The organism is Helicobacter pylori (assembly GCF_900120335.1).
GTDB lineage: Bacteria > Campylobacterota > Campylobacteria > Campylobacterales > Helicobacteraceae > Helicobacter > Helicobacter pylori_BU.
This window is the reverse complement of sequence record NZ_LT635477.1, coordinates 531,440-546,982: the sequence shown is the minus strand read 5'-3', so window position 1 is coordinate 546,982 and position 15,543 is coordinate 531,440. Positions and strand designations below refer to the sequence as shown.

Here is a 15,543-nt window from a genome sequence, read left to right as displayed (position 1 = left end):
ATTATCCTCATTAAAACAAAGCCTTATTTTTCCATTATAATAGACGCTTGATCGTTTTCAATCTCTATATAGAGTTCTTTTTGAGAATTGGAGCTATAAGAGAGTTTGTTATGCTGATAGGCCTTATAATCTTGGTCAAATACCACATAAAACAAGCGTTTGTTTTGAGAGTTGGGGTAAGGGATCACATTAATAGAAGAAAAAGCGATATTCTTTTTTTCATTTTTTGCAAACACCCTTTTTTTATACTCTTTAAAAGCGTTGAATTTCATGCCGTCATAGCGAGTGAAATCGGGGTTATAAAAACGCATGTAGCGTTCAAAATCGCCCCTAGCCCAAGCTTCTTTCCATTGGAAAAGGGAGCTTAAAACCATGCTCAATTCCTCTTTAGTGCTGGGGGAAAACTTGTCTTCATAGGTGATAAGGAACGCTTTTTCGCCTTTTAACACTTTATCATAAGAGCTTAGAATAGGGTTTTCAATCGCAATGCAGCCCTTGGTGTTCAATTCATTCCTATCGCCATTTAAAGGCATTCCATGCACCCAAATGCCATGCCCGGTGCGTTTTTTCAAGGTGTCATACAAATTAGGGTAATTCGTTACAAAAGCCAAAACGCCATAATATTGATCCAAGCGCTCTAATTTCTGCGTGATACGATACACTCCAATAGGCGTGGCCAAATCGCCCTCTAAAGTTTTATCGCCCTTTTTAGAGCCTACAAGGGCTTTAGAGCTGTTGATTTTTTTAAGCATGTTATTTTCTATCTCATAAAACTCCAAACTGGGCTTGGACTTATCCGCCACAAATAAAAACTGCTTGTTTTGATAATAGCCAAAATCCGTGTCCTTGTTTTGAAGCTCTTCTGCCCAAAAAGCTTTATCCGCTAAATAAGAATCCAGCTTTTGACCCACCACTTCCAAGCCTTGTTTTTGATAAAGGTGCATGATTTCTAACAAACGCTCATCAGCATTCAATCCCACAAACCCCATTAACAGAGCCGGTAATATTTTTTTCAATCCCTATTCCTTTGATAGATATAGCCCAATTTTTGCAAGCTCTTTTCTTCCTTACTCCATGATTTTTGAGCGATCACTTGCAAGTTTAAAAAAACCTTTTTTTCGCCCACTTCTTGCATTTTTAATCGCGCGTTAGTCCCGATGCGTTTGATATTCACCCCGTTTTTGCCTATCACGATTTTTTTTTGGCTTTCTTTTTCTACGATAATGCGCGCATACACCTTGTCTATGCGTTCTTCTTCTATAAATTTATCAATCATCACATCGCTTTCATAAGGGATTTCATCGCTCAAAAAATCAAACAAACTCTCCCTAATGATTTCCTTATAAATATCGCGCATTTTTTCATCGCTCATTAAATCCTTTTCAAAAAGCCATGCGCTAGGGCTTAAATGCTTGCTGATGCATTCTAAAAGCGCGTTTAAATTTTGAGATTTTTTCGCGCTCAAAGGCACTAGAGCTAAAAATTGCGATGAATATTTTTGATACTCTTGTAATTTTTGTAAAACCTGCTTGCGCGTGGCTGTGTCAATCTTACTCAAAGCCAAGATATGGGGTTTTTGGCACAAACTCAAAAACTCTTCATACCCTTTCAAATCATCATGCACAGAAGCTAAAAAAACGCGCAATTCAGCATCGCCCATCGCTTTTAAAGCCTGTGAGAGCATGCACTGGTTGAGTAATTTTTCTTGATGATGGAGCCCTGGTGTGTCTAAAAAAATGATTTGGCTCTCATACCCTTCTTTGTCTTTAAAAGGCACAATGCATTTCATCAATTTTCTGGTCGCATTAGCCTTATGCGAGACAAGGGCTAAATGAGCGTTTAATAAAGTGTTTAAAAGAGTGCTTTTTCCAGCGTTTGGTTTGCCTATAAGAGCTACAAAGCCCGCCTTAGTTTTCATTATAAAATATACTTCACCAAATTTTCATCAGCCACTAAATCCCCTAGCTTGGATTGAACCAATTCTTTAGTGATAGTAACGCTTTGCCCCGAATAATCCTCCGCTTCAAAACTAATGTCTTCTAGCACTTTTTCAATGGTGGTGTGCAACCTTCTAGCGCCTATATCTTCGCTTTTTTGATTGGCGTTATAAGAAAGTTTGGCTAATTCTTTGATCGCATCGTCTTCAAACGCAATTTCTACGCCCTCCACTTTTAAAAGGGCTTGGTATTGCTTGATGATAGAGGTTTTAGTTTGGGTTAGAATCATATACATGATTTCTTCGGTTAAATTCTCCAACTCCACCCTTAAAGGGAAACGACCCTGCAATTCAGGGATCAAATCGCTCGGCTTAGAAAGATGAAACGCCCCTGCTGCAATGAATAGAATATGCTCTGTTTTAATAGAACCATACTTCGTATTCACCACACTCCCCTCTACAATCGGCAACAAATCCCTTTGAACCCCCTCTTTACTGGGATCTTGACGGCTTCCTTCTTTAGAGCTGACAGCGATCTTATCAATTTCATCAATAAAAATCACCCCTGAACTTTCCGCGCGCTTCAAACCCTCCATTTTAATGGCTTCGCCATCTAAAAGCGTGTCGCTGATTTCTGCTTTTAGGGCTTCTTTAGCCTCTTTAACGCTTAAAGTTTTTTTGACTTTATCCTGTTCTTTATGGAAAACCTTAATCAAATTTTCTTGAACCCTTAAAATTTCAGGCGGCACATTAGAATCAATCTCTATGCTTTTTTTACGCACTTCAATTTCAATTTCTCTACTATCCAACTCGCCTTGTGCGATTCTTTGTTGCATCTTTAAAAGGCTGTTAGCGTATTCTTGTTTTTTCTCTTCGCTCACGCCACTAGGCAAAGGGGGCAGGAGTTTTTTAGCGATTTTTTCTACAACCGCCTCTTCAATCTTGTCTTTTAATTTTTCTTTATGCTCATTTTCCACTAAAAGCACGCTGTTATTGACTAAATCCCTTACCATAGACTCCACATCGCGCCCCACAAAACCCACTTCTGTGTATTTGCTCGCTTCCACTTTCACAAAGGGGAGTTTCATGATTTTTGCCATTCTTCTTGCGATTTCAGTTTTACCCACACCAGTAGAGCCAATCATTAAAATGTTTTTAGGCGTGATTTCTTCTTGTAAGGATTTTTCCAGTTGCAAACGCCTGTAACGATTCCTTAAAGCGATAGCGATAAACTTTTTAGCCTCCTTTTGCTCAATGATGTATTCATCTAAATAAGCGACAATTTCTCTTGGGGTCATATTCAATTTAGACATTAAAGCTCCAAAATTTTAATATTTGTGTTGGTGTAAATGCAAAGATCCCCTGCGATTTTTAAGGACTCTTCTACGAGTTTTCTAGGCTCTAAATGAGCGAAATGATCCAAAGCCCTAGCCGCGCTTAAGGCGTAATTCCCCCCACTCCCAATAGAGGCGATCTTATTGTCTTCAGCCTCTAAAACATCGCCCGTGCCGCTCAAAATAAAAATGTGATCCAAATTTAAAACGATCATCATCGCTTCCAGTCGGCGTAAATACTTATCCTTGCGCCATTCTTTGCTGAAATCCACCACGCTTTTAAACAAATCCCCTTTTTTGCTCTCTAAAATGCGTTCAAACATATCAAACAAACTAAAAGCGTCCGCAGTGCTCCCGGCAAACCCGCTTAAAACCTGGTTGTGATACAAGCTCCTGATTTTTGTCGCATTGGCTTTGACTACGCAATTACCCAAAGTTACCTGCCCATCGCCTCCAATGAGCGCGAACTTCTTGCCCCCCATCTCCCCTCTATAGCCTAGAATCGTCGTCGCTTCAAACATTTTCTACTCAGCCACCACATCAATTTTAAACACGCCCACAATCCCCGATCCAAGCTTGACTTCAATCTCATAAATCCCTGTGCTTTTAATCGGGTGTTTGAGCTCAATGTCTTTTTTATCTAAATTTAAACTCGCATGCTGTTCTTTCAAACGCTCCGTGATCTCTTCTTTAGTGATCGCTCCAAATAAAGAGCCGTTCGCGCCGACTTTTTTATGGATAGTCAGCGTGATGGTTTGTAAGGTTTCTACCATTTGCAATTTTTGCACTTTTTCTAGGGCTTCTTTTTCCGCTTTCTTTTTAGCTTCGGCTTTGTATTTATTGATCACTTCGTTAGTGGCGAGTTTGGCTTTTTTATTAGCGATTAGAAAGTTATTCCCATAACCATCTTTAACTTCGCACACTTCACCCGCTTTGCCTAAATTTTTCACATCTTCTAATAACAGAACTTTCATCATATCCCCTTTAAGTTGTAAGTAATTTGTAATTATACTCTTTATTTTAATAAGTTGGGTTTTTATTGCCTGTTCCTACCACCCATCTGTTTTTCTAAAGCCTGTTTGATCAACCCCAAACAATAAGGGATATTTTCTTTTGTTTCTAGTTTGACTTCTATGTCCCCATTCCCCAAATGACCTTTATTAGTCATGTCCCTTGCCAAATTTTTTTCGTCTTGCAGTTCATTAAATGGCATATTCAAATACAATTTTAAGTCTTTTGTTTGCGCAACAATATCCACAAAATTTTTGTCAAACACATAAGAGATATAATCTTGATTAAATTTTTCGGTTATCCTTTCATCAAGAGCTTTAATCTCTTTTCTTAAAATATCAAATAACTCCCTTGAATGAGAACCAAACTTATAAAAGCTTAAATCATAAACCTTTTTTTCTTTCTTGGGTTTATACTTCTCTAATGTTTCTGCATCTAGCTTGGGGTAAGTCCAAATCTTTAAAGCCAAATCCGCTAAATCATTAGCTCTTTTTTCAATCTCTTTTTCGCCAAAAGATTCTAAATCTTTTAAACTTTGATTGAGTTTCAATGGGCTTTGTTTGAAGCCCTTCTCCATATCTCTTTTTTTTTGGAAAGAATTGTTACTATACTCCTTGTTATAACCGGTTTTAGTGAGATTGCCTATTGTGTGGAGGTATTTATCGTGTATTGCTTGAAAATTTCCACCCAAATCCCTTTTCCATTCTTCTGTGAGTGTTTGAGGCATGATGTGCTCAATAGTGCATTCTTGAGTATCGACCGGCTCTTTTGTGTCAAAATTTTCTAGCCTTTCAAAAAAGTATTCCCTTTTTTGAAAATTATAAAAATCTATCGTAATAAAAAGCTTTTTAAACTCGTCATTGTTTGGAAATCTTTGTTTTTCTGTCAGATAGACAAAATGCACCTTTAGGCTTTTAAAATACTCATCTTTTTGGATGCGCTTTGTAAAAGAGGGAAAGACTTTATTGAGACTATTTGTGCCAAGCCCGCACACCGCCCTTCTGCAAATATAGCTCTCTATTAAATAGATAATAGGGATAAAATCAGCCTTGGATAAAACCCCATCGCTATAATCGCTATAAAGCTCTAGTAGTAGCGGATAGATCACATCCATCTCTAAATCCACCAAAAAACCTAAAGCCTTGTTTAAATCTTTATCGGCTTCTTTTTTGAATACGATTTGGCAAAAATACCCGCAATATTTTTGCAAATCTTGGAGCAATGCCTCTGTCTCTATCCCCCTTTCTTGCTGGTAACGCTTGAAAGCTTCATAAACTTTATTGATATTGGGGGTTTCTCTTGTTTTGATCGTGAGGTAATGCCGGACAAATTGATTAAACAATGTTTCATTTTGTTTAAAATCTTCCTCCATAGCCCTCCAATACTTCTTATAAAAAATCTCTTGTTTTTCGGGCTCTAATCCCATTAAAATGTAGTTTCTGATCAAATCCGTTTGCGTGAGATCCTTGCCCGTTGAGTTCATGCTCTCAAAGATGAGCTGGGGGTTGTCCTTACCTCTCTCTAAAGAGATTTCAACCACCATGAGTTTGTCTAATCCTTTAAAAATCGTTTCTAGTTTGTCGGTGTTTTTACGGATCCATTCTTCAAACAATTTAAAATTTTCCATTATTTTTGATGAAGGCTCACTCGGTTTTCTTCTGTCTTTATCAATCAAAGATAGCAAGGTTTCTCTATCAGGCTCTGAGAGGATGAGTTTGAATTTTTTATCGCCTTTCTCATCGCTGTTGATGAGGTAGCGATTCTGGATTTTTTGGCACGAAAATTTTTCTAACAATTCATCTTCATCGTTTAAATGAACCCTCAAAGCGATGAATAAAAGCGTGATGGTGGTGAGCCTTTGTTGGCCATCAATTATGAGAAGCTCGTTGTAATTAGTGGTGTATATGCCATCATGCACAAACACAATAGAGCCAATAAAATGCCCTTCTATTTGATCGTTTCCACCCGTTTTGACAATATCATCCCACAACTGCTTGCATTGTTCCTTTTCCCAGCTATATACCCTCTGATAGATGGGAATGACAAATTGTTTTTCTTGACTCTTACCGATAAAGTCTAGCAGTTTTATAGCGTTTGCTTTCATAAATAACACTCCTTGATTTAGCGGATTTTACCGCATGCGTCTTAATAAAACTTGATACAGATTCTACTTTTTTTACCCCATAAATGCTATAATCACCCCTATCAATCAAACTCAATTCATAACAATTAAAGGTGGTTAATGATGGTAAGAACTCAAAATAGTGAAAGCAAGATCAAAGAGTTTTTTGAATTTTGCAAAGAAAATGAAGTGGAATTTGTGGATTTTAGATTCAGCGATATTAAAGGCACTTGGAATCACATCGCTTATTCTTTTGGGGCTTTAACGCATGGCATGTTTAAAGAGGGGATTCCTTTTGATGCGAGTTGTTTTAAGGGCTGGCAAGGCATTGAACACTCCGATATGATTTTAACCCCCGATTTGGTGCGTTATTTCATTGATCCTTTTAGCGCGGATGTGAGCGTGGTCGTGTTTTGCGATGTGTATGATGTGTATAAAAACCAGCCTTATGAAAAATGCCCTAGAAGTATCGCTAAAAAAGCCTTACAGCATTTAAAAGATTCAGGTTTGGGCGATGTGGCTTATTTTGGCGCGGAGAATGAATTTTTTATTTTTGATTCCATTAAAATTAAAGACGCTTCCAATTCCCAATACTACGAAGTGGATAGCGAAGAGGGCGAATGGAATCGGGATAAGAGCTTTGAAAATGGCGTGAATTTTGGGCATAGACCGGGCAAGCAAGGGGGCTATATGCCTGTGCCACCAACGGATACGATGATGGATATTCGCACAGAAATTGTGAAAGTCTTAAACCAAGTGGGGTTAGAAACTTTTGTCGTCCATCATGAAGTCGCGCAAGCGCAAGGCGAAGTGGGCGTGAAATTTGGGGATTTAGTGGAATCCGCTGACAATGTCCAAAAACTCAAATATGTGGTTAAAATGGTCGCTCATTTAAACGGGAAAACCGCCACTTTCATGCCAAAACCTTTATACGGGGATAACGGGAGCGGGATGCACACCCATGTGAGCGTTTGGAAAAATAACGAAAACCTTTTTAGTGGCGAAACTTACAAGGGCTTGAGTGAGTTGGCGTTGCATTTTTTAGGGGGCGTGTTGCGCCACGCTAGAGGGTTAGCCGCTTTCACTAACGCTTCCACTAATTCTTACAAACGCCTAATTCCTGGCTATGAAGCCCCATCTATTTTGACTTATTCGGCTAACAACAGGAGTGCGAGCGTGCGCATCCCTTATGGGATTTCTAAAAATAGTGCTAGGTTTGAATTCAGATTCCCGGACAGCTCATCAAACCCCTACTTGGCTTTTGCAGCGATTTTAATGGCAGGCATGGATGGCGTTAAAAATAAGATCGATCCCGGCGAAGCGATGGACATTAACCTTTTCAAATTGACTTTAGATGAAATCAGAGAAAAAGGCATCAAACAAATGCCTCACACTTTAAGGAGATCGTTAGAAGAAATGCTAGCCGATAAGCAGTATTTAAAAGAGGGTCAGGTCTTTAGCGAAGAATTTATTCAAGCTTATCAGTCTCTTAAATTCAACGCTGAAGTGTTCCCATGGGAGAGTAAACCCCATCCTTTTGAATTTATCACCACTTATTCATGCTAAAACAATGAGTGGGTCAATAAATCCCACTCTAAAAATTTAGAATAAGGCAAAAATACCTTATTTTTAAAGAGAGTGGTTGAAAGAATTGATTTTCTTTGCTTTTTGGTTTTATTCTAATAGGGTATTGATCATAAAATTTTAAAAATGGCTTAAAAGCATTTTTTAAAATAAATGTTAAAAGAGCTTGCGAAAAGCGAGCGATGATTTCTTGCGATGCGGTCTTTTGGGGTTAGGGGGTTTAGTTTTTGGGGGTTAAAAGGGTGGAGAATGATTTCAAAATACCCCCTATCTCCTTAAGAATTTTACAACAAAATAAAATCTTAAAACCATAAATAAAGTTTTAAAACAACTTAGCAGAAATCCCCAACATTTTTAGCGTTTGGAATGAATGCTACTCATTTATAATACCCCCATGCATTCGTATCTACGGCAAGAAGTGTTGGGAGTTACGCCTTTAAAGATGTGATGCGTGAGAAATCGAACGCGCTTGGGACGCTCAAACTCTGTAAAATCCCTAATTATAGGGATACAAAGTGAAAGCCAAACTCTCCCCCAATAAGCCTAAAAAAGCCTGTGTCTTTAGCGTTTGGGTGCTTCACTATTCTTGAAAAAGCAAAAAATTTGTTTTAATTCTGTGTTTTCTGTGTTTTGAAATTTTTGAAGTTTTGAAATTCTTGAAACGCTTGGCTCAATCAACATGAGCCAAAAGAGCCAAAATATTTTTTAAGAAGAAACCCTTAGAGCCTGGTATCGGTTTGATTAGTAAAATAAGGGTTTCCAAAGTCCTTAGGCGTGTAGCATAATTCTTTTTCTATAAAAGCATCTTTAATGCAAGCGACACGCAGAGCGTCAAAGCGAGTCTCAACGCTCGCACAACCGCCGAGCAAAGACACGCCAACTACCACGCCATTTCTAATGGTTTTCATTTTATATCCTTTTGTTTTAAAATTTTTTGATTGAATAACCTAAATACTTTAAATTATATGCTTGCAGTTGTAGGACTTATTGTTAAACAAAAAGTAAATGAAGCTAAAAATAATCCAAATAACGCTTTAATTTAAAATTAAAACGCTACCCTTTGTAAGCCTTGCTAATTTTTGCTATAATAAAACCCTAACTAAAATTTCTCCTTTTATTTTAGTTAGACTCCTTGAATTAAAATTATAGTAAGTCTTGCTACACCCGCCTTGTGTTACTAACCACACAAGGCAAGATCAATCCTTACAAAACAAACCCTTTTAATACAGCCTTATCCTTACTAATATCCCTTATAGTATAGTGAAAGCCCTTTAATAAGGCTAACAAAGGGCGGTATTCCATTATAAAAGCGTGAATCATCTATACAAAAAGGTTCAAGCGTTCAACCAAACATTTCGCTGATTTCATATTTTTTAGCGGCTTTATCCTTAAGCCACAGAGCCACTTCTAAAGCCCCTTTAGCAAAAATAGATCGGTTAGTCGCCGTATGGCTAAGCTCTATGTATTCGCCCTCTAAATAAAACCCTATCGTGTGCTTCCCGGCGACATCGCCCCCCCTTAAAGCGGCTATACCAATGCTTTCTTTAGAGCGCAAACCTTCTCTGTGAGTGATGAGGGCGTTTTTTTTATCATACCCCCTAGCCTTAGCGCAAGTTTCATACAAACTCAATGCCGTGCCGCTCGGAGCGTCTTTTTTAAGATTGTGGTGCGTTTCTACAATTTCAATATCCGCATCTTTTAATTTCAAAGAAGCTAAAAAGGCTAATTGGTTGAGCATCATAATCCCTATAGACATGTTGTGCGCATGCAAAAGCGGCGCTTTTAAGGCTAATTTTTGCATTTTTTCTAGCGTTTCTTTTTCTAAACCGGTCGTGCCAGAAACTAAAATTCTAGGGCATTCTAAAAGAGCGTCTAGCAAATGATCCACGCCTTTAGGTAAAGAAAAATCAACCACGCATTCGCAAGCTTTCACAAACGCTTTTAAATCATTGGTTACTAAAGGGGTGTGTGAAAAAGAGCTAAAATCGGTTTCGCATTTTTGCCTGACAAACACGCTAGACAACTCTAATCCCTTATACCCCCCTTTTAATTCTTCTAAAAGTAATTTCCCTATACGACCGCTCGCCCCATAAACACCGACTTTCATGCGCTTTCCTTGCTTTTAAATTTTATAGCCCCATTTTAAAAGGGTTTAAAATATTATTGGGATCAAGGGCTTTTTTAATGTTCCTAAAAAGCTCCATTTCACTATGATTAAACGCTAAAGGCATGAATTTGGCTTTAGACAAGCCTATGCCATGCTCCCCACTTAAAGTCCCCTCCAAACTAATAGCGGCCTGAAAAATCTCTTCCATAGCCTTATGGCCTTTTTCTAAATCCCTTTTAGGATCTTCTAGCATGATATTCACATGCACATTGCCATCGCCCGTATGCCCAAAGCAAGGGATTTTAAAGCCGTATTTCTGGCTGATTTTGGCGACTTCTTGCAACAAACTCGGCAAGCTCGCCCTAGGAACGGTCACGTCTTCATTCAATTTCTTTTTACCATAAACGCTAATACTTTGAGAAGCGTTACGCCTTGAAAACCATAAATCCTGCTCTTCTTGTTCGTTTTGAGCGATCTTAAAACCCACGCAACCATTGGCTTTAAAATGCTTTTCTATCTCATTGAGTTGCCATGCGATCTGCTCTTTCACCACGCCATCCACTTGAGTGATGAGTATCGCTCCAGCGTCTTTGGGTAAGCCTTTAGAAAATCGTTCTTCAACCGCTTTAATGCTCAAATTATCCAAAAATTCCATCGCCACAGGCGTAACGCCGCTACTCATCGTCTTATAAACGGCGTTCATGGCGTCTTCAATATGGTTAAAAACCCCCATCGCGCTTTGTTTTAGGGGTGGTTTGGCTAAAAGCTTTAAAGTGATTTCAGAAATCACGCCCAAACACCCCTCACTAGCAATCATCAGCCCTGCGATATTAAAGCCAGCGACATCTTTGATCGTCTTTTTGCCTGCCCTTATGATTTCGCCATTCGCTAAAACCACCCTTAAAGCCATGACATAATCTTTAGTGATGCCGTATTTAGCCGCGCGCATGCCGCCGGCATTTTCGGCGACATTCCCCCCTAAAGTGCTTTGACTCTCACTCGCTGGATCTGGGGGGTAGAATAAATCCAATTTTTCCACTTCGTTTTGGAAATGCTTGTTAATCACGCCCGGCTCTACTCTAGCGATCAAATTTTTAGTGTCAATCTCTAAAATCTTATCCAAATGCTTTTCTACGCTTAAAACTAGCCCTCCGCTCACGCTCAACGCCCCCCCTGTAAAACCGCTCCCAGCCCCCCTAGGCACAACGATGATGCGATGCTCGTTGCAGTATTTTAAAATCTGGCTGATTTCTCGCTCGTTTTTAGGGAAAATCACGCCGCTAGGCAAATGCCTTTCTTTAGTAGCGTCATAGCAATAAGCGTTCAAATGCGCTAAATCGGTGAAAAAATCCTCTCCCCCTACCAGGTTTTTAAAGTATTGGATGTGTTGCTTCTCTAACATGGGCTTACTTCTTATTCATTTCTAAAGCTTTTCTTCTTTCTTCAAGCTCTTTTTCATCTCTTTCTTGATGTTCCCTCGCTCTTTGTTCAAATTCCCTCGCTCTTTGTTCGGCTTTGGCTTTTTTCTTTTCTTCTTTCAAGCGGCGTTTTTCTTCTTTAGAGCTTGGTTTTGACGCTTCTTTTTTAGCGGCACTCTCTTTTAAGACAGAAGTGTTTTCTGTGTCTTTTGGAGTGGCGTTGTTTTCACTACTTGGCTCATTAGCGGATTCTTGATTGATTTCTTGCTCGTTTTCTTTGGCATTGACTTTTTCATTGTCTTTATCCATTTCTAAAGCTTTTCTTCTTTCTTCAGTCTCTTTTTCGTCTCTTTCATCATGCTCTTTTTCTCTTTCTTCAAATTCCATAGCCTTTTTGGTGGCTTTAGTTTTTTTCCTTTCATCTCTTGAACGACGCCTTTCTTCTTTAGTGTCAAGTTTTCGCTCTGCTTTTTGGTAGTTTTTCTCTTCTAAAGTGGGAGCGTTTTCTGCGCCTTGATTGGCTTTTTTAGGCTCTTTAATGGCTTCTTGCTTGATTTCTCGTTTATTTTCTCTAGCATCAATCCTTTCTTCTTTCTTTTCAATCCTCACTTCTTTGCGTTTTTCTTTTTTCACTAAAGCGTCATAGTAAGCGAAGTAATTTTTAGATTGACTGCCTGAAAAAAGTTTCCCTAGCGTGCCTGCATCAATGCCCTCAACCCTAGAAAAAAACGGCGTAGAAGTTTTAGTAACACCGCTTGTATCCAGCTCTCTTTTTTCTAAAATTTCAAAACTCTCACAGCTTAAAATATTGAGCGTGTTCGTGGTTACAATATAAATCACCCCCACGCTATAAACATTGCACGCTTTTCTTAAATTAGCGATTTTTGGGTCAAACCCGTTCAAAAAAGTCACCAACAAATCAGAACTAATAAAATTAATATCGGTATTAGTCGCTCTGATTTGCTCATAGATTTCATCATTAGGAGCGATTAAAAACGCTTGGTTGTTGAATTGCCTAAAATAGACTAAATCCCCCTTTCTAGCGACCATTCTTGGAGTGGGTAAATGGCTTTGTTTCATGGACTCAAACGCTCTGAATTTAGCCGTTGCGACACCATTTTCAATGGCAATAATGACCACTTCAGAATTAACGATTTCATAATCTGAAAGTTTAGTAACGACAAAACCAAACTCCCCCACTTGCAAATCATGAGCAGGAAAACGAATGATTTTTTTAGGCAAATCCACAAATTCTATACTCACTCTTAAGGGTTCTTGCCAAGAGGCTGATTGCAAGCTTATAAAACTCATTAAAAGAAGTCCTATCAAAAGCCTTAACATACAATTCCTTTTAAACATTTTTAAACTTTTTTAAATGCCACAAAATGGCTAAAGACAATCCGGTGGTTTTAGCGTATTGAAAATCCCTTATAAAATCAAGAGCTTTTGATCGCTCTAAAAACAGCACTTCAATCTTTTCGGTATCAATCCCCCCACCCTTTGAAACTTTCAAACCCTCATGCGCTTCAGCGTAATAGAGCGTTTGCAAACTCCCGCTCAACCCAGTCGCACTATAAAATTGGCCTATGGTTTCTAAGTTTTTAGGGCTAATTTGATAACCGCATTCTTCTAACGCTTCTTCGCAAGCGATTTCTTCTAAACTCTTATTAGCCTTATCCACAAGTCCCGCGCACAATTCATAAGTGTATCCGTCAATATTTTGATCCTGATCGCGCTTAAAATAAAAATTACGAGCATAAATGGCTGGGCGGAATTGTTTCACAATCACAAAGCAATCGGATTCTTTTTCATAGAGTAAAACCGCCACGCTGTCTAAAGACTTAATAATATCCCATGTTTTCTTAGTATTCTCTTCATTATAATGCATGCGTTTTAATTCTATGAAATTAGAGCTAGAACAAGGCTCTAAATACACACTAGAATCATCTATTAAAGATTTTTGATTGAAAATATTCTTAAAATAAGACATTAAAAACCCTCTAAAAGATAAAATGAATTTTTTTCAAAAGAATGGGTTTTAAAAAGTTCTTCTAATTTTTGCTTAGAACGCTGAGCTTTTTCTAAAAAAACCTCTCTTTGTTTGCCATGCAGCTTGCTTTTAGCGGTGCGGATATAGCCTAAAGGATTGATAGGGCGGGAGTTTTTATACACGCCAAAATGCAAATGCGGCCCGGTGCTTAAACCCGTGCTTCCCACTCTGCCTATGATTTGCCCTTTTTTAACGAACGATCCTTTTTTCAACCCCTTAGCAAAAGAACTCATGTGAGCATACACCAAGCGCAATTCATTCAAATGGATTTCAACCACCTTCCCATAACCCGCCTTAACCCCTATAAAACCCACACGGCCATCTGAAGCAGAATGGATCAAACTGCCATGTTTAGCCGCATAATCCACGCCGTAATGAGGCCGTCTGACTTTTAAGACAGGATGGAACCTCCCATACGAAAAAGGCGAAGAAATGCGGGTGTATTTCACCGGGGTTTCTAATAAAAACCCTGCCACTTCTTGCGCCTTTAAGTCGTAATAACGCCCGTTTGAATGGGAAAAGAGATAGTATTGGTGCAAACGAGAGCTAACCATCGCCATTTTAATGGTCGGCTGGCCAAACGCTTGCCCCACACGATAATCCCTTGTATAAACGATAGCGATTTTATCGTTTTTCACTAGGCGTTTAAAAGGCACGCTTTTTTTATATGCGTTCATCAATTGGTTGGCTAAAAGGGGGTCATTGGTGGCTTTGACAATATCTTGATAGGGCGAAGTTTGTAAGGAAAGAAGGAGAGTTCTTTCTTTACGAGTGAAAACAATGGGGATAAAGTCTAAAAAATAATCCTCCCCTTTTTTGTAAATATGGATTTGCAAATCCTGGCTTATAGGGATAAGGGCTTGAATGAGCGTGTTGTTTTCATCTCTTAAAGTGTAGTAGGTAACATTGCTTTGGATTTCAGCGCTCAATTCTTTATCTTGAGAGCTCAAATTGTAGTAGAGTTTTTGAGGGATACGATTTTTTTCTAAAAACCCTAACAGCGTGAGCTTATCCCACACAAGCCTTTCACCCACTAAAAGAGTTTGCTTTTTAGCCATTCCATCGGCTTTTAAAAACACCCCATAGGATAAATGGAATAAAAAAGCAACCATTAAAGAATAGGTAAAATTTAAAATAATTTTCTTATGAAAAAATACCATGCAGTCGTTTAATGCCTTCAATCAAATCTGTATTTTATTAGTATAACATAAGCCATTAAAGAAAAACGATACAAGTTTAAAGCCTAGCCTTGTTTTTATGGCTTTATGAAGCGCGTTTTTATTGATGCATGGTTATTTCCCATAAACGGATTTATCTCGCCTGGATCTTGTAGCGTTAGATATTCATTCCCTTTTTAACAATTCGTATCATTGTTAATTTTGAAGTATTTTTTCTAAAATTTTTAACACATCGTTATGGTGCGCTTGACTTAAAAGTCCAAAAATTTTAAGCATTTCTAAAAACACAAGAGCGTTGGTTTTATGGATAGTTAAAAGAGCATGTTCTTTGAGAGCAGCCGTTCTATTTAATAAAGGGGTAGCGGTTTTTAATTCCAGAATAGAAAAGCAAAAATACAGCATGGGTTTTAGAGCCGTATTGTTGCTCTCTAATAACGATTTCGCTCAACTGGTTATCATTAAAAGAATGAATGAGCAAAGGATAAGAAATGCGTGAGAGTTCAAAATCCATGCCTCCAAATTGATGCGATCTAAATCTTTCTCTTGTGATCATAAAATTATCTTCTATGAATTGTTTTTGTTTTTCTAAATATTTTAAAGTATTTTCTAAATTTTCTAAACTGATTAAACCCAATCGCTTAGCGTAATCAATCATTTCGCTCAATTCATAAAGGGTTTTTATTTTATTATTAGCCCCTAAAAAATGATATTTTTCATCTTTTAGGGTAGTGAGTTCAAATTTTTCTTTATCTTTAATGGGGACATCATAACCGATTTGCCACTCTACATAATGCTTTAAACTG

General features: G+C 38.2%; 13 protein-coding genes and 1 pseudogene. 1 reads left to right on the top strand and 13 read right to left on the bottom strand.

Translation table 11 applies throughout. The annotated features are described in order from the left end of the window. Positions 1-23: 23 nt before the first annotated feature. The 6 genes from csd6 to CS889_RS02705 all read right to left on the bottom strand — a co-directional run bounded on the left by csd6 (position 24) and on the right by CS889_RS02705 (position 6,385). Positions 24-1,016 carry a cell shape-determining L,D-carboxypeptidase Csd6 gene (csd6, locus tag CS889_RS02730; protein WP_089086776.1) on the bottom strand — a complete coding sequence of 331 codons (993 nt, stop codon included), beginning with the start codon at positions 1,014-1,016 and terminating at the stop codon, positions 24-26. Further along, a complete protein-coding gene (era, locus tag CS889_RS02725) occupies positions 1,013-1,918 on the bottom strand; it encodes a GTPase Era (RefSeq protein WP_001946592.1) in 906 nt (301 codons plus the stop codon). Before era ends, csd6 begins: the two co-directional genes overlap by 4 nt. After that, entirely contained in the window at positions 1,918-3,249 is a 1,332-nt protein-coding gene (hslU, locus tag CS889_RS02720) for an HslU--HslV peptidase ATPase subunit (RefSeq protein WP_000040742.1), read from the bottom strand. Before hslU ends, era begins: the two co-directional genes overlap by 1 nt. Further along, complete coding sequence (hslV, locus tag CS889_RS02715; RefSeq protein WP_089086775.1) at positions 3,249-3,791, bottom strand: ATP-dependent protease subunit HslV; 543 nt, start codon at positions 3,789-3,791, stop codon at positions 3,249-3,251. Before hslV ends, hslU begins: the two co-directional genes overlap by 1 nt. A gap of 3 nt (positions 3,792-3,794) precedes the next feature. After that, on the bottom strand, positions 3,795-4,244 hold the full coding sequence (gene rplI / locus CS889_RS02710) for a 50S ribosomal protein L9 (protein WP_172825099.1): 450 nt from the start codon (positions 4,242-4,244) through the stop codon (positions 3,795-3,797). A 62-nt stretch (positions 4,245-4,306) separates the two neighbouring features. Continuing rightward, positions 4,307-6,385 carry a DUF262 and DUF1524 domain-containing protein gene (locus CS889_RS02705; RefSeq protein WP_089086773.1) on the bottom strand — a complete coding sequence of 693 codons (2,079 nt, stop codon included), beginning with the start codon at positions 6,383-6,385 and terminating at the stop codon, positions 4,307-4,309. Positions 6,386-6,523: 138 nt separating this feature from the next. Here CS889_RS02705 and glnA point away from each other — a divergent pair, with 138 nt between their 5' ends. Next, positions 6,524-7,969 carry a type I glutamate--ammonia ligase gene (gene glnA, locus CS889_RS02700; RefSeq protein WP_089086772.1) on the top strand — a complete coding sequence of 482 codons (1,446 nt, stop codon included), beginning with the start codon at positions 6,524-6,526 and terminating at the stop codon, positions 7,967-7,969. 737 nt (positions 7,970-8,706) lie between these two features. Here glnA and CS889_RS02695 read toward each other — a convergent pair. The 7 genes and pseudogenes from CS889_RS02695 to CS889_RS08425 all read right to left on the bottom strand — a co-directional run bounded on the left by CS889_RS02695 (position 8,707) and on the right by CS889_RS08425 (position 15,251). Next, positions 8,707-8,895: a hypothetical protein gene (locus CS889_RS02695; protein ID WP_000849490.1), complete on the bottom strand. Its 189-nt coding sequence runs from the start codon at positions 8,893-8,895 to the stop codon at positions 8,707-8,709. 434 nt (positions 8,896-9,329) lie between these two features. Further along, the gene (gene dapB / locus CS889_RS02690) at positions 9,330-10,094 is read right to left on the bottom strand and encodes a 4-hydroxy-tetrahydrodipicolinate reductase (RefSeq protein WP_089086771.1); all 765 of its coding nucleotides are present in this window, start codon (positions 10,092-10,094) and stop codon (positions 9,330-9,332) included. 22 nt (positions 10,095-10,116) lie between these two features. Continuing rightward, entirely contained in the window at positions 10,117-11,496 is a 1,380-nt protein-coding gene (gene glcD, locus CS889_RS02685) for a glycolate oxidase subunit GlcD (protein WP_089086770.1), read from the bottom strand. Between the two features lie 4 nt (positions 11,497-11,500). After that, a complete protein-coding gene (gene pgbA, locus CS889_RS02680) occupies positions 11,501-12,853 on the bottom strand; it encodes a plasminogen-binding protein PgbA (RefSeq protein ID WP_089086769.1) in 1,353 nt (450 codons plus the stop codon). Between the two features lie 10 nt (positions 12,854-12,863). Beyond that, on the bottom strand, positions 12,864-13,502 hold the full coding sequence (locus CS889_RS02675; protein WP_089086768.1) for an NUDIX hydrolase: 639 nt from the start codon (positions 13,500-13,502) through the stop codon (positions 12,864-12,866). Next, entirely contained in the window at positions 13,502-14,722 is a 1,221-nt protein-coding gene (gene csd3, locus CS889_RS02670) for a peptidoglycan DD-metalloendopeptidase Csd3 (protein WP_089086767.1), read from the bottom strand. The genes CS889_RS02675 and csd3 overlap by 1 nt, the downstream gene beginning before the upstream one ends. 213 nt (positions 14,723-14,935) lie before the next feature. Next, positions 14,936-15,251 (bottom strand): annotated as a pseudogene (locus CS889_RS08425) (R.Pab1 family restriction endonuclease). Positions 15,252-15,543: the final 292 nt, after the last annotated feature.

What these genes read in the sequence shown, in the direction of transcription:
- dapB (WP_089086771.1), bottom strand. Translation starts at nt 10,094, where the DNA reads ATGAAAGTCGGTGTTTATGGGGCGAGCGGTCGTATAGGGAAATTACTT.
- glnA (WP_089086772.1), top strand. Translation starts at nt 6,524, where the DNA reads ATGATGGTAAGAACTCAAAATAGTGAAAGCAAGATCAAAGAGTTTTTT.
- CS889_RS02705 (WP_089086773.1), bottom strand. Translation starts at nt 6,385, where the DNA reads ATGAAAGCAAACGCTATAAAACTGCTAGACTTTATCGGTAAGAGTCAA.
- pgbA (WP_089086769.1), bottom strand. Translation starts at nt 12,853, where the DNA reads ATGTTAAGGCTTTTGATAGGACTTCTTTTAATGAGTTTTATAAGCTTG.
- era (WP_001946592.1), bottom strand. Translation starts at nt 1,918, where the DNA reads ATGAAAACTAAGGCGGGCTTTGTAGCTCTTATAGGCAAACCAAACGCT.
- csd3 (WP_089086767.1), bottom strand. Translation starts at nt 14,722, where the DNA reads ATGGTATTTTTTCATAAGAAAATTATTTTAAATTTTACCTATTCTTTA.
- CS889_RS02695 (WP_000849490.1), bottom strand. Translation starts at nt 8,895, where the DNA reads ATGAAAACCATTAGAAATGGCGTGGTAGTTGGCGTGTCTTTGCTCGGC.
- CS889_RS02675 (WP_089086768.1), bottom strand. Translation starts at nt 13,502, where the DNA reads ATGTCTTATTTTAAGAATATTTTCAATCAAAAATCTTTAATAGATGAT.
- hslU (WP_000040742.1), bottom strand. Translation starts at nt 3,249, where the DNA reads ATGTCTAAATTGAATATGACCCCAAGAGAAATTGTCGCTTATTTAGAT.
- rplI (WP_172825099.1), bottom strand. Translation starts at nt 4,244, where the DNA reads ATGAAAGTTCTGTTATTAGAAGATGTGAAAAATTTAGGCAAAGCGGGT.
- hslV (WP_089086775.1), bottom strand. Translation starts at nt 3,791, where the DNA reads ATGTTTGAAGCGACGACGATTCTAGGCTATAGAGGGGAGATGGGGGGC.
- glcD (WP_089086770.1), bottom strand. Translation starts at nt 11,496, where the DNA reads ATGTTAGAGAAGCAACACATCCAATACTTTAAAAACCTGGTAGGGGGA.